This window comes from Candidatus Profftia tarda (assembly GCF_904848675.1).
GTDB lineage: Bacteria > Pseudomonadota > Gammaproteobacteria > Enterobacterales > Enterobacteriaceae > Profftia > Profftia tarda.
In genome coordinates this window covers 222,438-241,756 of sequence record NZ_LR890047.1, presented here as the reverse complement: position 1 = coordinate 241,756, position 19,319 = coordinate 222,438, and the positions used below count along the sequence as shown (strand labels likewise).

The following is a 19,319-nucleotide window of genomic DNA, read 5'->3' as shown; positions in this document are numbered from 1 at the left end:
TATTGTTGCATTATAAGTGCAACACAGCCTTTATGTATTCTTCAAAATATTATAGTTATCTCCAGATATTAATGTACTAGTAAGATATTACATCATGAGACATTTATCTTTCTAGACTTATAATATGTTTCATAATAAATGAGCAACAAGATTTTTTCATAAAGGATTATAGCCATAAACTTACAGATAAACTTAGAACACCATGACCCTTGAATTATAAATTAATATCCTACTAATTCAGTACGTATATTATTCTTAATACAAGCTCGGTAATTTTACCGATTCAGATAATTTTATACATATCACTATTAAGTTTAATATGTAATTAATGTTACTATAGTATCTTTTCGTTAGAATCATACTAATTAATGTTTAATTATCTTTGTAAAAAACTGTATTATCTGCACATAACTGCCAAATATTTTTTGTCGAAATATGTTGTGATTTTATTCTCATATTTGCGATATTTGAATTACTACCAAAAACAGTTTATTAAAACAGTGCAGAAATTTAATATTAAAACTTTTAAAATCTTTAAAAGATTAAAGTTATTACTAAACGATTAAAAAAGAATTACAATCATATTCATAATTAATATTATATTAATTTATTACATAGTTATCTTCAATGGTAAGAAAATATATTCTGCAGAAAAATATTATACTCTCATATTCTTATAAAGACGAATTCAGGAGATATAAACTCAATAATTTTTTATTGCCTACATACTACTTTATAAGAAAATTAATTCTGTTTATGAGTAAAATTGAGATAATATATTAAAAAATTATATTTCAATCTAGTTATGGAGTCTGATAAAGTTTATTTATTAAACAAAGCTATTTAAAGAATGATATAATAAAATATTTACTACATGATTCTGCTAATAATGGAAATTAATAAAACTATATATAAAAAGAATATTCCAAAATTGGTCGCGGCGCTATTTTTTTTGCTACTGTACAATACAAGCGTTCTAGCGGATCTTTCTGAACAATGCTTAAATGAACTACCTATCCATGACAAACCGCTGGTGTCAGACAATCCAAGTCATTTACCAATATATGTACAGGCTGATAAAATTAATATCAACTACCCTGATAATATCGTTTTTAGCGGTAATGTGCGCATAGATCAGGGCAGTCTTACTCTTACAGCAGATCAGGTCAAGCTCGAACAGGAATTTCTCGAAGATAAATACAATCCAGTACGCACGCTAACCGCTACTGGTAGCGTGAATTACTCAGATAATAATGTGCAAATAAAAGGTTCTCATTCTTGGTCTAATTTAAATAATAAAAACACCAAGGTATGGGAAAGTACTTATCAGTTTTTAGGGCGTCAAGGTCGTGGAACAACTGATATCATACAAACCTGCCCTAGAAACCGATATGCTATTCTGGAAAATGGGACTTTTACCTCATGTTTGCCAGGTGATAATAGTTGGAGCGTATCTGGTGCTAAAATTATTCAGGATCATAAAGAAGAAGTAGCTGAAATTTGGGATGCACAATTTAAGATTGGCCCAGTACCAATATTTTATAGCCCATATCTTCGGTTGCCTGTTGGCAATAAACGTCGCTCAGGTTTTCTGATACCCAGTAGCAAATACTCTAGTACTGGTGGGCTTGAGGTTAGCCTACCGTGGTACTGGAGTATAGGATCATATATAGATGCAACAATCACACCTCGCTACATAGTAGAACGTGGTTTACAAGTGCAGAATGAATTACGTTACTTGAGCTTTGTTGGTGCAGGTTTAATAGAGTTTGATTGGTTAAACAATGATAAGCAGTACACAAACAATAAGTTAGAAAAAAATAACATAAATACCCATAAAGAGGATAATAAAAAACGTTGGCTATTCTACTGGAATCATAAAGGTGTCATGGATCATGTATGGCATTTCAATGTCGACTATACTAAAGTTAGCGATCCTCATTACTTTAATGATGTATATTCTACCCATGGATCTAGCGCCGATGGCTATTCTACACAAAAATTTTTCCTGGGATACGCGAATCAAAATTGGAGCGCTAGCTTGTCGACTAAACAATTTCAAATTTTTACTGATGCGGGTCATTCTAATTCATATCTGGTAGAGCCTCAGGTAGATCTTAATTACCAAACAAATAATCTCGGTCCCTTTCAAATAAATTTATACGCTCAAACAGTTAAATTTAAAAATAAAAGCATTAATCAAATAGAGGCTAATCGTTATCATTTTGAACCAACTGTAGATATAAATTGGCATAAAAGTTGGATTGATTTAAATACTGAAACTAAGTTCATGGTAACACGATATGAACAAATTATACCCAAAAATTATTATATAAATCACCCAAGAGCCGTTCATCTCAGTAGTTCTATTAACAGGGTAATACCTGAATTTAAAATAGATAGTAAAATTATCTTAAACCGAAATACAGATTGGAATTCTAGTTGTATTCAAACCCTGGAGCCACATGTTCAATACTTGTACATTCCTTATCGAGATCAAAGCAATATCGGAATTTACGATTCCACGCTGCTACAAATGGATTATACGGGCCTATTCAGAGATCGTATATATAGCGGTCTTGATCGCATAGCGTCTGCTAATCAAATATCTACTGGGCTTACAACTAGGATTTATGATGATAAGCTAATTGAACGCTTTAATGCATCTCTTGGGCAGATTTACTCTTTCAAACACGGACCACATGGAGGCGGTGATTCTATATTTACGGATAAAGATAAGAAGACTGGTAACTTAGTATGGGCAAGTGATGCATACTGGAAAATCAGTGACTTATGGGATATACGTGATAGCCTGCAATATGATACTCATTTCAATAATATAGCGCTGGGGGATGTATCAATTGAATGTAGAAACGATGCTAAAACTATGATTCAATTGAACTATCGTTATGCTAGTCCTGAATACTTAATAGCAATAATCCCACAGTATCGATCTAACGATCTATATAATCAAGGTATTAGTCAAGTTGGTGCTGTAGGCAGTTTTCCAGCTACTAAAAAACTTGCATTGTTTGGAGGGTGCTACTACGATACAAAAGCTAAGCAGACAGTTAATACTTTAGTTGGTCTGCAGTATAATACCTGCTGCTGGTCTGCTAGCATGAACTATGAACGTAAAATTACCTCGTGGGACTGTGGTATATCTGAGCCAACCAGTAAGTTTGATAATAAATTATCCTTTAATTTTAGACTAAATGGATTTGGAAATAAATATGACATAGATGCTAATAAAATACTGGAAAGAGGTATTCTTCCTTATCAAAGATTTTTCTAATATTATGAAATTTTGCGTTCTAAAAATTGCTCAGTTGAAAATAATTGAGTAAACCAGAGCTGTATTTACTGGAATCAATTCATATTAAAAATAGGAAAGTCATGAAAAAATGGAGCATTCTGATACTAAGTATGACATTATTTGGTCATACTGCTTCTGCAACCCCTCAAGTCGTTGATAAAATAGTAGCCATCATTAACAATGGTATTGTGCTAGAAAGTGACGTTAGTGGTCTATTGCACTCAGTAAAAATAAACCTATCTCAAAATAAAAGTAGATTATATGATGATAAAATCTTACGATACCAGATTCTAGAACATCTTATTATGAATAAGATCCAACTACAAATAGCACAAAAGATGGGTATTGATATCACTGATTCCGATATTAAGCAGACTATTATAAATATTACTCAGCAAAATAATATGTCAGTGCATCAAATGAGCAGTCGTTTAGCTGCCCGTGGCATTAGCTATAAAAAATATAGTGATCAGATCCGTGAAGAAATGTTGATTTCTACAGTACGCAATAAAGAAGTTAGTCGTCGATTCATCATCCTTCCGCAAGAAGTGGAAGACTTAGCAAAACAGATAAGCGCAGAGAATAAGGATAATATCGAGCTAAATCTTAGTCAAATTATTTTGCCAGCTACAAGCCCAACTTATAGCTCCTTGAATAATCCTTACCAAGATGCTGTTTGCTTAGTTAGTAAACTTAGAAAAGGTGAAGAATTCGGTAAAATGGTACTTAAATATTCAGCAGAATCTTATAATACCAAAATAGGTCAAATAGGATGGATTAAAATCCAGAGATTACCATTAGTCTTAGCAAATGCATTAAGAACAGCTGAAAAAAATGATATCATTGGTCCAATACGTTTAGGTGTTAGTTTATATATTTTTAAAATTAATGATATACGCAGCAAACCAAAAGATGTATATATCACAGAAGTCAATGCACGCCATATTCTATTGTGTCCATCTCCGGTTATGACTAATGATCAAGCACGACTTAGATTAGAAAAACTTGCTCAACAAATTAAAAATAAGACAATTACTTTTGATAAAGCTGCAAAAGAGATCTCTGAGGACTCCTTTTCCGCGTTCAAAGGTGGGAACTTAGGCTGGGTAATACCAACTTCTTACAATCCAGTCTTCCGTGATGCTTTAATAAAACTTAAAAAAGGCGAAATCAGCGTACCGATCTATACCGCTTTTTCTGGATGGCATTTAATTCAAGTACTAGATACTAGAACAGTTAAGCGCACCGAAGATGCTGAAAAAGATCAAGCATACCGCATATTGTTTAACCGTAAATTTAATCAAGAAGAGCAATCTTGGTTGCAGGAAAATAGAGCTAGTTCTTACGTAAAAATTATGGATAATTATAATATACTTAATTAAAATATTAATATCTCTTTCTAATCTTTAAAAGCATGTTTTATAGAAAAAGTGATGATAGGTTTATTTCATGATAATTTGATAGATTATGATTGATTTTTTATTTAAATATTGCTCGCAATGCAACAACTATTGTAATGCTACCAAAATTATATATAGAATAGAGCGTAGGTTAGTTACTCAGTGACTCAACAAAACAGCATCTCTCATATTCTGATTATGCTCCTAGTCTATAAATAATTACAATAAATACCAAAAACTTGTATTATACAATATTTTTGATGCAAATGTAGTATCATTTATTTATTAACTTACTTAATTTTATCACTAAAATTGAATAAACATTTGTTAGATATTTAGTATTATTAAATATCTTTATTATATTAAATCTTAGATCGAATTGTATGCTTTCTATATTATGTATATCTTATTTAATAAATCATACTCTAAATATTTAAATAATAAATTCGTAATATACCAAATATATAATATTTTCTGTGTATCTTATGAAAATTTTTTATTTATTACAGCAGGATTTTGAATATATCTTTCAAAGATATTAACAACACAGGTTAAAGAATAGTGTATGAGCGGATACATTATAAAAAAGACTGAAATAACTTTCTGGTAAATAATTTTATACTTTTTCTTAAAAAGAACTTAGAATTTTATTCTAAATGAAATATGGCAAAGATAGACAGATCTTGACAATTTTTTTAAAAGATCATTATGTAATAACTTTACTTATGATCAATTATATTATAAAAATTTTTGGAATACTACATGTATTTCTCGAAGAGAATTATATCATAAGCTTTACATAGTTCTTTTGCAAAATCTTTATCGTAGCAAATAGTTTTTCCTGGGCTATCAGATATCTTAGCTACAGGTTTGCCATTACACTCAACGAGTTTTATTACAATATTTAAAGGTTGTACATTAGGAATATCACAGGTCAAACATGTACCGATGCCAAAAGATAGATTAATGCGATTGTGAAAATAACAGTACAACTCCAAAGCCTTCTTTAGGTTAAGATTATCAGAGAAGACTAGAGTCTTAGTAATTGGATCAATACCTAGTTTCTGATAATGAGCTATCGCTTTCTCACCCCATGCTACTGGGTCGCCAGAGTCGTGTCGTAATCCTTGGTAAGTATTTGCAAAATGAAAGTTAAAATCACGCAGGAATGCATCCATTGTAATGCAATCTGTTAAAGCAATACTAAGTTGATCTGGATATTCAACCAGCCATGCTTCAAGAGCAGCACATTGACTATTCGCTAACACTGGGCAAATTTGTTGATGAGCTTGGAACCATTCATGAGCTTGAGTGCCCATCGGTGTAAGATGCAGCTCCCTGGCAAATTTGTAGTTGCTGGTCCCGACTAAATGTGGACAATCTATCTTCAAAGTTTCAATAATAGCGCGTTGTACATTATAAGAGAAACGACGACGTGTACCAAAATCAATAAGATTAAATCCCGAAAGATCAATATCACTACTGAGTTTTTTTAAATCTACAAGTTTTTTGCGAAGTTGAACTACTGCCATTTCAGGAGTTGCTGATGGAGTGCGATTATGATGAACCAATTCGCTAATCACAGCTAGCAGTGGTACTTCCCACATAATCACTTCACTCCAAGGACCGGCAATACGTATACTTAAATGACCATCTGCATTACAAAGATCAATATGCTCTGAGTTAAAGCGAAAGTTATATAGCCAATCTAGATAATCTTTCCTAAAAAAAGACAAAGAACTTAGGTAAGTATATTCTGCTTTACTCAGAACAATATTACTCATAAAAAGAATCTGCTGGAAAATATCATCAGCATAAATACCTAGTAGGTCCTGGTTACGGCACTGAAATTCTGCTACTACCGCAAGGTTAGGATAATTATGATAGACAGCTTGCTGCATATACAATTTGTAAGCATCTGTATCCAATAATGAAGTTAATATTGGGGAGTGATATTTTTGAATCATTATGTGTTCTTATATTCTAGTTAGGTATATTTCACACTCTATATTATTAAATAAATTTATAAATTATAATGAATATATTCTGATAATGAATCTTAATTACAGTAGATTAATTTTAATAAAAATAATTTTATAAAATTAAGGATTTACTAGTAAATAAATATATTGATATTAATCAATCTATAAACAATTTATTTTTATCTGTTTAATAACTAATATATGCATTTATAAAGTGCATAAATATAGCGATATACATATGAAATATATAATAAATCTAAATATACACTTAATAAATATCTCAGTCATGTATTAGTGATAGATAAGTTATGCTATCGGTCATAAAACACATGATAGCAATATAATTGAATATCTATGATTTAAATAGCCGTCAATATAACTGTTAAGAAATATTGCTCATATTATATCTACTTCATTGATTCGGCATAAAGTTATCATTGCAGTAAATATAGCTACTCAATATTTTCTTGTGAAACCATATATTTTTAATCTTATTTTATTTGATTTTTAATAGATAGCATTTAAAATCTTTAAATATTTTTATTACAAGATCTAGTAAAAAATATTTTTAAAAAAGTTTTAGGATATCAAAAGATATTATCTTGAGTAAGCACTCAACGAGTAAATTAGATCATATATTCAAGTAGTATATTCAGAGAAGACAATAGACAATAATAGAGTTTTTATACGTAATTATCCCTCTTAAGAATATCTATTAGTACTTATACAGAGATATCCATAAAATAGCAGAAATATTATTATCTAAACTTAAGGCATAACCAAAATGATCTTTTAAGGCATAAAATATATAATATCTTTATTATTAATTCATGAATTAGAGATATGAGAATGAGCAAGATAAAACCATGTGCGCTGTAATCTCTAAATACAGAATATTCTCCTCTTGGAGAGTACAATCACAGTATAGTATCTTTTCATAAAAATACTATACTGTGATTGATATTAACATAAAAGCATGCAGCTATTTAATAAATAAAACAATGGTAGTAGATAAGAACATATTACTCAGTACAGGAAAGCATGGTGTGTTATAATTCTGACATATTATATTGTATTCAAAATATACATTTATGAATATTTAATATTCATGCTTTTTTCTATGAATCTTTTAGCAAAATAAATAATCAAAATATCTTAATAGAGCGCAGGGCTTCCTTTTGGGCGTGTCTTAAAACGACGATGCATCCACATATACTGATCCGCAGATCGCAAAATTTCTTGCTCGATTACTTTATTCATAGCTGCAGCTGCTACTGTTTCATTATCTAGCGGAAAATTCTCCACACGCGGCTGAATCAGCATGGTATAGCCACTGCCATCTGCAGATCTAACAGTATTAAACGGTATCATTACTGGTTTGCTCATGCGCGCTAAAATATAGGTACCAATGGTAGTAGCTGTCTGTTCCACCGCAAACAAGGGAACAAATACGCTATTACGTGGGCCATAATCATGGTCTGGAGCATACCAGACAATTTCACTTTCTTTTAATGCCCGAATCATACCCTTCAGATTTTTGCGATCTAACATGTATTTATTGGAACGCAAACGCCCCCAAGTTTGAATCCAGTTAATCACTTTATTATTGTTAGGTCGATAAACGCCCACGCCGGGATTATGAACTCCGAAAATACGTGCACCTAACTCTAGTGTTAAAAAATGCAAACCTATTAGCATCACTCCTCGCGCTTCCTGTTTTGCGTGAATTATGTGCTCTAAACCTTTAGTGCGACACCAACGCTTAATTCTCCATGTAGGCCAAAACCAAGCCATCCCGGTTTCAATAAGACCCATACCAACAGACTCAAAATTTCTATCAACTATATCTTGACGCTCAGCCAATGACATTTCAGGAAAACAGAGTTCTAGATTACGTAAAGAAATTTTTACTCGGTATTGCATAAACTTCATGATAATTCTACCAAAATTTGTTCCCAATTTAAAAAGAGCAGGGTATGGTATAAGAACTACAATATATAAAATTAATAGCCCTAACCAGGTTAACCAGTATTTTGGATATAGTAGTGCACAATCGAATTTTGGGTAAATATTATTGTCAGTAATCACAGAAAAACTAGGACCTCACTTAATTAAGCAATACCATATTGTAATAGAAATAACAGCTCATGTGATAATATTACTTTATCTTAGTCTATTTGGAGTCTGAGCATGAAATTAAACCTACCTGATTTCCGTAAAGCTAAAATATTGGTTGCAGGTGACGTCATGCTAGATCGTTACTGGCATGGAACTACCAATCGGATCTCTCCAGAAGCACCAGTTCCTATAGTGACGGTACATGCTATTGAAGATCGCCCTGGAGGTGCTGCTAACGTGGCGTTAAACGCTGCCTATCTTGGTGCAAACGTACACTTGGTCGGTTTAAGCGGTATTGATGATGCGGCGAGAATACTGAAATCAAAGCTAAGTGAAGTTAACATTAAATATGATTTGATATCTGTACCAGAATATCCAACTATTACAAAACTGCGTGTTTTATCACGCAACCAACAGTTAATCCGTCTAGATTTTGAGAAAGTTTTTGATGGTATGACAGCTCAATCAATCTTCAAAAAAATTCAAAAAGCATTACCAGAATTAGGAGCATTAATTCTATCTGATTATGCTAAAGGTGCTTTAGGATCAGTTCAAAATATTATTCAATTAGCTCGAACAGCAAAAGTGCCTGTGCTAATTGATCCTAAAGGTATAAATTTTGAACGTTACCGTGGAGCTACTCTGATAACGCCCAATTTATGTGAATTTGAAGCAGTTGTTGGACAGTGTAAAAACGATAACGAGTTGATTACGCGTGGTTTGCAAATGATGCGCAGATTAGAATTGACAGCACTTTTGGTGACACGAGCCGAGCAGGGAATGACCTTACTGCAACACAAAAGACCTCCATTGCATATGGCAACGCAAGCAAAGGAAGTTTATGATGTTACCGGTGCAGGAGATACTGTTATCGGAGTGCTCTCATCTTGTATTGCTGCTGGATCATCTCTAGAAGAAGCCTGTTTATTAGCTAACTCTGGGGCTAGTTTAGTAATAGGTAAGCTAGGTACTTCTACGATTTCTCCGTTGGAACTTGGAAACTCTATTCATAAGTTCAGAGAACAAGATTCTGGTGTCATGAGAGAATGTGCACTAAAAGATTCAGTTGTCAATGCGAAGAAAAGAGGTGAAAAAGTAGTTATGACTAATGGAGTTTTTGATATTCTGCATGCAGGCCACGTTTCTTATCTTGCTAAAGCACGAAAGTTAGGAGATCGACTGATAGTAGCTGTAAATAGCGATGCATCAGCCAGGCGTCTCAAAGGTCCAGGGCGCCCTGTAAATAAGCTTGCACATCGCATGATTATGCTATCTGCATTAAAAGCGGTAGATTGGGTTATATCGTTTGAAGAGGATACACCACAACTCATCATCTCTGAAATTCTTCCTGACTTCCTGGTAAAAGGGGGAGATTATCATACGGAAGACATTGTTGGTAGCAAAGAAGTTATTGCAGCAGGTGGTAAAGTTTGCACAATAAACTTTGAAGAAGGTTGCTCAAGCAGCAATATAATTAAAAATATTCTTCAAAGTTGCCAGTAAAATAATTAAATACAAAATACAGCACAATTTAGAGATAGCATAAACAAGCACAGTCTTAGCATGTTATAAGAGTTATTATACTAAATTATTTATAAATCATAAATATATCTACTACGACTCTCATTGAATTTCACTGTTTATCTACCCAATATTTACTTTTGATAGTGCGATTATTACTAATTGTGCGCTGGATACTTTTCCTCATTTATATTAGCCGTAACCAGTATAACCCGAGATACTGATTTATAGAAATATTAAAAAATAATATATAAGTATATTTTGATATATATTTTATCTCTTTGTACGATTTCTCATGCTTTAAACTATGTTTAAGATAAAGATGCTTTCATAGGTTTATTATGCAACAAAAGATATAGAATCATTTAAAACTAAGACGTTGTTCTAATCAAGTATGTATTTTACATTATGATAATGTAATTATTCAAAGACCATTTTCTATGTCATCAGAGGATACTATGTATATTGATCTCATTCGGAGTGAACTGGGCGAAGCAGTAATCAAACTGCAAGATTTTATTAGTGATGATTCAAATATTTATTCTATTCAACGTGCTGCATTACTAATAGTGGATTCTTTGAAAAAAGGTGGTAAAGTTTTATCATGCGGCAACGGTGGTTCACATTGCGACGCAATGCATTTTGCTGAAGAATTGACAGGTCGTTATCGTGAAAATCGGCCTGGATATGCAGCCATTGCAATTTCAGATCCAAGCTATATATCCTGTGTTAGCAACGATCTGGGATACGACTACATTTTTTCTCGATACGTTCAAGCTGTAGGATGTGCAGGAGATGTGCTTCTTGGGATTTCTACTTCAGGAAACTCGAACAATATCATAAAAGCCATTGAAATGGCTCGCAATAAAGACATAAAAGTGATTGTATTGAGCGGTAAAGACGGAGGTAAGATTGCAAGTATAACAGATGTTGAAATACGTGTATCACACTTCGGTTATATTGACCGTATCCAGGAGATCCACATCAAAGTCATACATATACTGATTCAATTAATAGAACAAGAGATGGCTAAATAAGTTATTTCACTAAAATAGTTTCTGATAAACGATAATATCTATTATACATAACAGATATGTGATGGATATTTAATCATTTGATGCTATCAAATCAAGTATATTATATGCATAAAAGCATTACATAAATATTATTTTATAAGTAAGGTTATATTCTAATTTATTTTGATACCAAAAGTATTACCTTGATTGTAAAAACTCTAAAGGTAGCACATTGAATATTTCTTATATTGATATTTCAATAAAACTCTTACTTGATATGGCGAAAATTAACGCAAGAAAAGTCATCCAAGTCAAACCACCTATTCATAAAAATATTTTATCACTCTCTAGTGAACTATGTAATAGTGATTCACTACTTGTTGAAGTAATAGCATTATCTATTTATAGATTATGATGATCGATATCAATCTGATTAAAATTGTAATATAAAATAACAGTATCAGCTTTTACAATTTATAGCGCTTAATTTAAAGTGATGACTAGTACTCTATAAGATCGGGAATATTTAGGAAAAATCATTGTAATTTTATAATAATAACTGCTCTTTACTGTATTCAAGTAACTTCATACGAGTGAGTTTGAGTAATAATTCATATTAATCCAGAAATAAAATTTATGGTTTATATGCGAGTAGTTCAATAAACAGCGAGTCGCTTTGCTATATTTATATATTTAAAATGCATTTTATGAGTCCATAAGCATATTAAATGAATATAAAAGAGTACCTAGAGTTAAATTGCGTGCACAACCAATAAAACAACACTGAATCAAGTGAGAAAATTATGTCATATTTAGGCTTAAATAAAAGATTTGACTTCCGGAGAATAGGTAAGCAAGTTATTAAAACTGAACGTGAAGGACTCGCGCAACTAGAACAGTACATTAATGAAGACTTTAGTAAATCTTGCGAAGCAATCTTGAACTGTATGGGTAAAGTAGTAGTTATGGGGATGGGAAAATCTGGTCATATCGGTCGCAAAATTGCCGCAACATTTGCTAGCACAGGGACTCCTGCGTTCTTTGTGCATCCCGCTGAAGCAAATCATGGTGACCTCGGCATGGTTACTTCACATGATATTGTTTTAGCAATTTCTAACTCTGGAGAATCACACGAAATTAAAACATTGATACCTGTACTAAAACGTCAAGCAATAAAAATGATCTGTATGACTAATAAAGCGGATAGTTCTATTGGCAAAGTTACCGATATTCATTTGTGTGTCAAAGTATCACATGAAGCATGTCCATTAGGACTAGCCCCAACAGCAAGCACAACGGCAATACTGGCCATGGGGGATGCACTAGCCGTTGCACTTCTAAAGGCTCGTGGTTTTACTGCAAAAGATTTTGCTCTATCTCATCCGGGTGGTGCATTAGGCAGAAAACTGCTGTTACACGTAAGAGATATTATGCACACCGGAAATGAACTACCAAATGTTAGCCGCAATGCTTCATTACGTGATGCTCTTCTAGAGATTACTAGGAAAAAACTGGGATTAACGGTAATATGTGATGACCTAATGAAAATAGAAGGTATATTTACTGATGGAGATCTGAGACGAATTTTTGATCTAGGCATTGACTTAAATAATGCGAAAATTGCTGATGTAATGACATACGGCGGTATAAGAATTCACCCAAATGCTTTAGCAGTAGATGCATTAAACCTAATGCAGGTTCGTCATATCACTTCGCTTCTAGTTGCTAATGATGATCAACTGATTGGAGTAGTTCATATGCATGATATGCTGCGAGCTGGTGTAGTTTAATAGTTATGTCTTAAACAAAATTCAATATATAAACAAGCTTTTAATTTGGTATCGATTCATCTGATCTTACTCATAAAGCATGAGATAAGTATCATAAACTAACTAAGATGCAAAATAACTCAGCAGACATAAACTATTGATATATGCAGTATTTTAGCGATAAGTTCAGCTATTTTAGTATAACTAAAAACAAATGCTTGAATGCATAAAAATTATAGATTACTAGTGCAAAGTATTTGTCACTGAGATGCGAATATAAACTTATGTTAATACACAAAAGTAGCAAAAACTTCATGGAATATTTAGATACTTTTAAAATATTATAAATTCATCCAGCTTAAAATATTCGCAATCTAAACTTTTTTATTAGATTGCTTTCATAAGGCTAAAATATCTCAATTGGTAAACAATAGGAAAAATAGAATTTTTAATAGCAGTTTACACTCCTCCAAATTTCTTATGAAGCACTTAAATATGTGACAACTATTGCAGGTGAAATTAGTATAAGTGGGTAAATTGCGTCACCTTACACTACAAGTCGTAAGATCAACTATATTTAAGCCATGGGACTATAGGTATGTGTCAAACTAAGACCGGGTTTGTTTTGCTATTAACAGTACTTTCATCAATAATAATCGCTTGGAATCTTACGGAAAATCATTCTGATATCACTGAGTCTTATGTAAAAAACAAGGCACCTACATATCGTAGTCAAAATATCATAACTATAGTTTACGATCCTACTGGAAAAATAAGTTATAAGATAATAGCAAAAAATATGTATCATTATTCAGATGATAAAACCAGCTGGTTCAGTCAACCGATCCTAATAACCTATGATCAAGACACACAGCCAACTTGGTCTATTCGAGCAGATAAGGCAAAGATTATTGATAATCATATGCTTTATCTACATGGAAGTGTAGAAGCGAATAGTTTACTCCAGATATCTCAATTAAAAAAAATTACTGCCGATAATGTGCACCTAAATCTGGTCACTCAGGATATTAGTGCTGATCATGCAGTAACTGTTTATGGATCAAATTTTACATCTAGTGGTCTAAAAATGCGCGGAAATATGCAAGAGAAAACCGCACGGCTGATGAATAACGTGAAAACCTATTATGAGATTCAAAATAAAACAAAAAATAATTAGATTGATATTAACGATCCCACTGATAACAGCAAGCTTTTCAGTAATAGCGGTGCTTTTAGATATACAGCAGCCAATTCATATCGAATCAGTGCAGCAGTTTTTAAATATACAAGGAAATTCTGTTACCTTTATCGGTGATGTATTAGTTAAGCAGGGTACTATCAAGATACATGCAGATAAAATTATTGTGACACGCCCTAGTGGCAGACAAGGGAAAGAAATAGTTGATGGATATGGCCGCCCTGTGACCTTCTACCAAATACAAGAAAATGGCAAACCTATCAGTTGTCATGGAAATAGATTACGCTATGAGCTAGATAAAGATTTAGTTATTCTTACGGGAAATGCCTTCCTAAAACAGGTTGATAGTAGCATCCAGGGAGATAAAATTACTTATCTGATTAAACAGCAGAGAATGGAAGCATTAAGCGATAAAGGAAAACACGTAACTGCTATTTTATTTCCCACTAAATGGAAAGATAAAAACATACCCTCAGATGAAATTCAGAAATCGCAAGAACAGCTCTCGGTGGGTAAAGAAAAGAAAAAAGTTAATAATTCATTTAGCGCATCTTCAAAGATGCTGGGTTACTAATTTGTTATGGCAAGTTTAATTGCTACAAATCTAGCGAAAGCCTACAAAGGACGTCTAGTAGTTAAGAGCGTTAGCCTGATTGTCAACTCTGGTGAGATTGTTGGCCTTCTTGGGCCAAATGGTGCTGGTAAAACCACTACATTTTATATGGTTGTTGGCATTATACAGCGTGACTCTGGACATATAGCTATAGACGATGAAGACATAAGTCTTTTGCCATTGCACGCTCGCGCACGCCGTGGAATAGGTTACTTACCACAAGAATCTTCAATATTTCGCCGTCTTAGTGTCTATAATAATCTCATGGCCGTACTAGAAATTCGTGATGATCTCATCACTAGAGAACAACGATCAGATCGCGCTAACAAGCTTATGGAAGAATTTCATGTTGCTCATCTGCGCGTTAAATTAGGCCGATCACTATCCGGTGGTGAACGTAGACGTGTAGAAATTGCACGAGCACTAGCTGCACAACCTAAGTTCATTCTATTAGATGAGCCTTTTGCCGGCGTTGATCCGATCTCAGTAATAGATATTAAAAAAATTATTGAACACTTGAGAGATCGTGGTTTAGGCATATTAATTACTGACCATAACGTACGAGAAACACTAGATGTTTGTGAACGTGCTTATATTGTTAGCGAGGGTACTATAATTGCCCATGGAACACCATCTCAAATCTTATGTGATGAGCAGGTTAAACGAGTCTATCTGGGTCAAGCATTTCGCCTGTGATGAATCTTGTCTTAGCCTATATCCTAGAATCTATTTATATTTTAGTAGACTATATTCCCTACACTTATACAAAAAATAACGCGATTATTAAGTAAGGTTAATAGAGCAGACGAATTAGTAATTACTAATGAAGTAATAAGTACAATAACATTGTCTATAATAATCTATCTTAAAAAATTAAATCAAGATAACCAAGAGTATTCAACAACAAACATTCATCAAATGATACGCAATCGATATAATAGTTGAACACCTGAACTAAAACACCCAATAAACCTAGACAACTGCAACATACTTAATAGCTATAATATGTTGTATCCCACTAGTCATAAGCATCCTATTAAATTTATATTAGGTCAGAATAACGTTATCTAGAAGCAACTATCGTTCTATATTTACATCAATTATCTTTTATATAATAAAATAATTAGTTTTTTGTGTCATATGAGTTATTATAGATATTCTCGTTCGTGATTAAATATTAATTATTTTTTCGAAGAGCACTTATGTTCTACAGTAAGCACAAGAATTTATTAAAAAATCTGTTAAATTTGTAATTGATTGAATAAGACCTTGTCTTCTAATGATATCTTAAAGTTTAATCACTATTTTCTTATATCCATTGATATGACAAGTAACATAGCAAGATAATTGTATTATTAGAGTATGTCTCAGTTATTTATGATTAAGATTCAGAAAAGAGAGAATCTGTTATGACTATAGTTCCCGTAGTCGATCTACTAAAGGGTCGCATAGAGATCGATACTGAAGTTACTGTACGCGGGTGGGTGCGTACTAGGAGAGATTCTAAAGCTGGAGTCTCATTTCTATTAGTTTATGATGGATCCTGTTTCGATGCGCTACAAGTTGTAGCGCACCATTCTCTTTTTAATTATGAAAATGATATTTTGCGATTAACTACTGGATGCTCTCTTACAGTCACTGGAAAAGTAGCTGAATCTTTAGGTAAAAGGCAAAAATTAGAGCTACAAGCAATAGAATTTAAAATCATAGGTTGGGTAGAAGATCCTGATACTTATCCTGTAGCAGCAAAATCTCATACCATCGAGTACCTGCGTGAAGTTTCTCACCTGCGTCCTCGTACGAACTTGATAGGTGCTGTAGCTCGTGTTCGTCACACACTAGCACAGGCAATCCATAACTACTTTCATAAAAATGGATACTTATGGGTTTCTACCCCAATTATTACAACTTCAAACACGGAAGGTACAGGTAAAATGTTCCGCGTTTCAACATTAGACATGGAAAACTTGCCGCGCACCAGAGAAGGGGGGATAGATTTTCGAGAAGATTTTTTTGGGCGAGAAGCATTCTTAACAGTATCCGGACAATTGAATGGTGAAACTTACGCATGTGCATTATCTAAGGTATATACTTTTGGCCCAACTTTTCGTGCTGAAAATTCTAATACCAGCCGACATCTTGCTGAATTCTGGATGGTTGAACCTGAAGTTGCATTTGCCGATATCAACGATATTTCATATATTGCTGAAGATATGCTTAAATATGTTATTGGGGTAGTACTTGATGAACGTTCCAACGATATGGCATTCTTTGCTCAGAAAATTGATAAGGATGTGATAAATCGACTAAAAATATTTTTACACTCCGATTTTATAAAAATAGAGTATACAGAAGCTATTGATATTTTGCTAAACTGCGGCAAGATCTTTAAAAACCCTGTATACTGGGGTATAGATCTTGCTTCCGAGCATGAGCGCTATCTAACAGAACAGCACTTTGAAACACAAGTAATTGTGCAAAACTACCCGAAAGATACAAAAGCTTTTTATATGCGCATGAACACGGATGGGAAAACCGTAGCTGCAATAGACGTATTAGTGCCAGGTATTGGTGAAATTATTGGTGGTTCTCAGCGTGAAGAAAGAATTGACATGTTAGATGCGCGTTTAGAGGAGATGAACTTAAAAAAAGAAAACTACTGGTGGTATTGTGATTTGCGTCGTTATGGAACTGTACCACATTCTGGTTTCGGTCTTGGATTTGAACGTTTAATGACCTATGTAACTGGCGTTCAAAACGTCCGGGATATCATTCCATTCCCGCGTACTCCACGAAATGCAAAAATATAAATTGAGGAATAAAATAAATTTAGATTCTTTTTGTAAACTTAACTCTTGCAACATAGGTGTAACTTTACAAGTTGTAATATATACTTGCGTTTTGTTACGTGAATTATACTTTTGTATCATTTTCGATGTGGATTATCTGTCTAGTGAATGAAACACTGTCATATAGATACGGAAAGGTATCATACTTTCTTTTTAACTCTGTAAATAATGTATTATCTCCATGCAGAATTAATTGAGATAGTACTAAATGTCAAAAATAACTCTTTAGAGGGATAACAATTATGAAACGCGATATTCTTGCAGTAGTAGTCCCAGCGCTATTAGCAGCTGGTGCAGCAAACGCTGCTGAAGTATATAATAAAGAGGGTAAAAAACTCGATCTATACGGTAAAGTTGATGGTTTACATTATTTTTCTGATGCTAAACTTATAGATGGAGATCAATCTTATGCACGTCTAGGGCTTAAAGGAGAAAGTCAGATATCTGAGCAATTATCTGGTTATGGTCAATGGGAGTATAAAATCAAGGTTAATAATCCTCAAGAAGAAGGGGTTTCTACAAAACCAACTTCTCTAATTTTTGCTGGCTTAAAATTCGGTGATGCTGGTTCTCTCGACTACGGTCGTAACTACGGAATCATGCGTGATGTAGAAGGATGGACTGATATTATGCCAGAATTCGGTGGTAATACATATACTATCACTGATAACTACATGACCGGAACTGCTGACGGCGTTGCAACCTATCGTAATAAAAACTTCTTTGGCCTGGTGGATGGCTGGAACTTTGCTGTTCAACATCAGGCAAAAAATAATGGTCATAACTTCTTCAACAAGAATAACAACAGATGGGAAAGCAGTGGTTCTCCTAAAAACTCTCGTGCATTACAAAACCAGAACGGCAGTGGTTGGGGGCTTGCAAGCACTTATGACTTCGGTACTGGTGTAAGCGCTGGTGCAGCATATGCGTCTTCTGATCGTACTGAAGAACAAAGGTCCCGTGGCTCGATGAATAATAGTAACATAGCTAATGGTAACACAGCTGAGTCATGGACAGCTGGTGTGAAATACAACGCTAATAACGTTTATCTGGCAAGTACATATGCAGAAACTCGCAACATGACTCCATATCACGAGAGCATTGCAGAAAAAACGCAGAACTTAGAGGTTGTTGCACAATACCAGTTAGATTTTGGTCTGCGTCCATCCCTGTCTTATATGCACTCTAAAAGTAAAGCCCCAAAATTCAATAATTCTTATTCAAACTACAACGATTTAGTTAAATTCGTTGATGTGGGCGCAACTTACGATTTCAAGCAAAACCTATCTACATATGTAGATTACAAAATAAATCTACTGCATAATAATAACTTCACCAAATCTAACAATATCAGCACTGACGATGTTGTAGCAGTTGGTCTAGTATACCGATTCTAATATCTGACTGCAGTCTTTAAGTTGTAAAAAAAGAAATAAAAGGCAGAGCTTCGGTTCTGCCTTCTTCTATTTGTCATCACATAGATATTGATATTAAAAAATTTTAGTTTATTTATTTAATTAACAGATAATACAGTATT

Annotated in this window: 12 protein-coding genes; 10 read left to right on the top strand and 2 right to left on the bottom strand. The window is 33.4% G+C overall.

What is annotated here, in order from left to right; translation table 11 throughout:
- The first annotated feature begins 889 nt into the window (after positions 1-889).
- Both lptD and surA read left to right on the top strand, forming a co-directional pair.
- Positions 890-3,295 carry an LPS assembly protein LptD gene (gene lptD / locus KTT71_RS00605; protein WP_216782557.1) on the top strand — a complete coding sequence of 802 codons (2,406 nt, stop codon included), beginning with the start codon at positions 890-892 and terminating at the stop codon, positions 3,293-3,295.
- Between the two features lie 101 nt (positions 3,296-3,396).
- Entirely contained in the window at positions 3,397-4,698 is a 1,302-nt protein-coding gene (gene surA, locus KTT71_RS00600; RefSeq protein ID WP_216782556.1) for a peptidylprolyl isomerase SurA, read from the top strand.
- Positions 4,699-5,474: 776 nt separating this feature from the next.
- Here surA and pncB read toward each other — a convergent pair.
- Entirely contained in the window at positions 5,475-6,683 is a 1,209-nt protein-coding gene (pncB, locus tag KTT71_RS00595; protein ID WP_420885580.1) for a nicotinate phosphoribosyltransferase, read from the bottom strand.
- A gap of 1,170 nt (positions 6,684-7,853) precedes the next feature.
- Positions 7,854-8,783: a Kdo(2)-lipid IV(A) acyltransferase gene (locus KTT71_RS00590; RefSeq protein WP_216782721.1), complete on the bottom strand. Its 930-nt coding sequence runs from the start codon at positions 8,781-8,783 to the stop codon at positions 7,854-7,856.
- Positions 8,784-8,888: 105 nt separating this feature from the next.
- On the opposite strand from KTT71_RS00590, the gene hldE reads away from it, so the two are divergent.
- The 8 genes from hldE to KTT71_RS00550 all read left to right on the top strand — a co-directional run bounded on the left by hldE (position 8,889) and on the right by KTT71_RS00550 (position 19,179).
- On the top strand, positions 8,889-10,319 hold the full coding sequence (gene hldE / locus KTT71_RS00585; protein WP_216782555.1) for a bifunctional D-glycero-beta-D-manno-heptose-7-phosphate kinase/D-glycero-beta-D-manno-heptose 1-phosphate adenylyltransferase HldE: 1,431 nt from the start codon (positions 8,889-8,891) through the stop codon (positions 10,317-10,319).
- Positions 10,320-10,795: 476 nt separating this feature from the next.
- On the top strand, positions 10,796-11,374 hold the full coding sequence (lpcA, locus tag KTT71_RS00580; RefSeq protein WP_216782554.1) for a D-sedoheptulose 7-phosphate isomerase: 579 nt from the start codon (positions 10,796-10,798) through the stop codon (positions 11,372-11,374).
- A 782-nt stretch (positions 11,375-12,156) separates the two neighbouring features.
- Complete coding sequence (gene kdsD, locus KTT71_RS00575; protein WP_216782553.1) at positions 12,157-13,143, top strand: arabinose-5-phosphate isomerase KdsD; 987 nt, start codon at positions 12,157-12,159, stop codon at positions 13,141-13,143.
- A gap of 577 nt (positions 13,144-13,720) precedes the next feature.
- Entirely contained in the window at positions 13,721-14,299 is a 579-nt protein-coding gene (lptC, locus tag KTT71_RS00570) for an LPS export ABC transporter periplasmic protein LptC (RefSeq protein WP_216782552.1), read from the top strand.
- Positions 14,268-14,894, top strand: a complete 627-nt coding sequence (gene lptA, locus KTT71_RS00565; protein ID WP_216782551.1) for a lipopolysaccharide ABC transporter substrate-binding protein LptA — start codon at positions 14,268-14,270, stop codon at positions 14,892-14,894. Before lptC ends, lptA begins: the two co-directional genes overlap by 32 nt.
- Positions 14,895-14,900: 6 nt before the next feature.
- Positions 14,901-15,629: an LPS export ABC transporter ATP-binding protein gene (lptB, locus tag KTT71_RS00560; protein ID WP_216782550.1), complete on the top strand. Its 729-nt coding sequence runs from the start codon at positions 14,901-14,903 to the stop codon at positions 15,627-15,629.
- A 713-nt stretch (positions 15,630-16,342) separates the two neighbouring features.
- Positions 16,343-17,743, top strand: coding sequence for an asparagine--tRNA ligase (gene asnS / locus KTT71_RS00555; RefSeq protein WP_216782549.1), 1,401 nt, complete (start codon positions 16,343-16,345; stop codon positions 17,741-17,743).
- A gap of 281 nt (positions 17,744-18,024) precedes the next feature.
- Positions 18,025-19,179, top strand: coding sequence for a porin (locus KTT71_RS00550; protein WP_216782548.1), 1,155 nt, complete (start codon positions 18,025-18,027; stop codon positions 19,177-19,179).
- Positions 19,180-19,319: the final 140 nt, after the last annotated feature.